This is a genomic window from Micromonospora sp. DT4 (genome assembly GCF_049841675.1).
GTDB lineage: Bacteria > Actinomycetota > Actinomycetes > Mycobacteriales > Micromonosporaceae > Micromonospora.
Window position 1 is genome coordinate 1 of record NZ_JBNCKT010000507.1, and the last position, 242, is coordinate 242.

Consider the following 242-nt stretch of genomic DNA (forward strand, 5'->3'; position numbering starts at 1 on the left):
GAACGACTCGGCGAGGGCGTTGTCGGCCGAGCTGCCGACCTTGCTCATCGATTGTCGGACCCCGGCGGCGGCGCAAGGCGGCGGCGAAGGCCTTCGATGTGTATTGGGCTCCGTGGTCACTGTGGAAGATCGCCCCGTCCAGGCTGCCGCGGGTGCGCCGGGCCGCGTTCAGTGCGTCGATGGTCAACTCGGTGCGCATGTGATCGGCGATCGCCCACCCGGCCAGCCGGCGGGAGTGAAGG

At 69.8% G+C, this 242-nt stretch carries 1 pseudogene; it reads right to left on the minus strand.

Annotated elements, in window-relative coordinates:
• Nucleotides 1-242, minus strand: a pseudogene (locus ACLQ24_RS30700) (DDE-type integrase/transposase/recombinase); the annotation flags it as partial.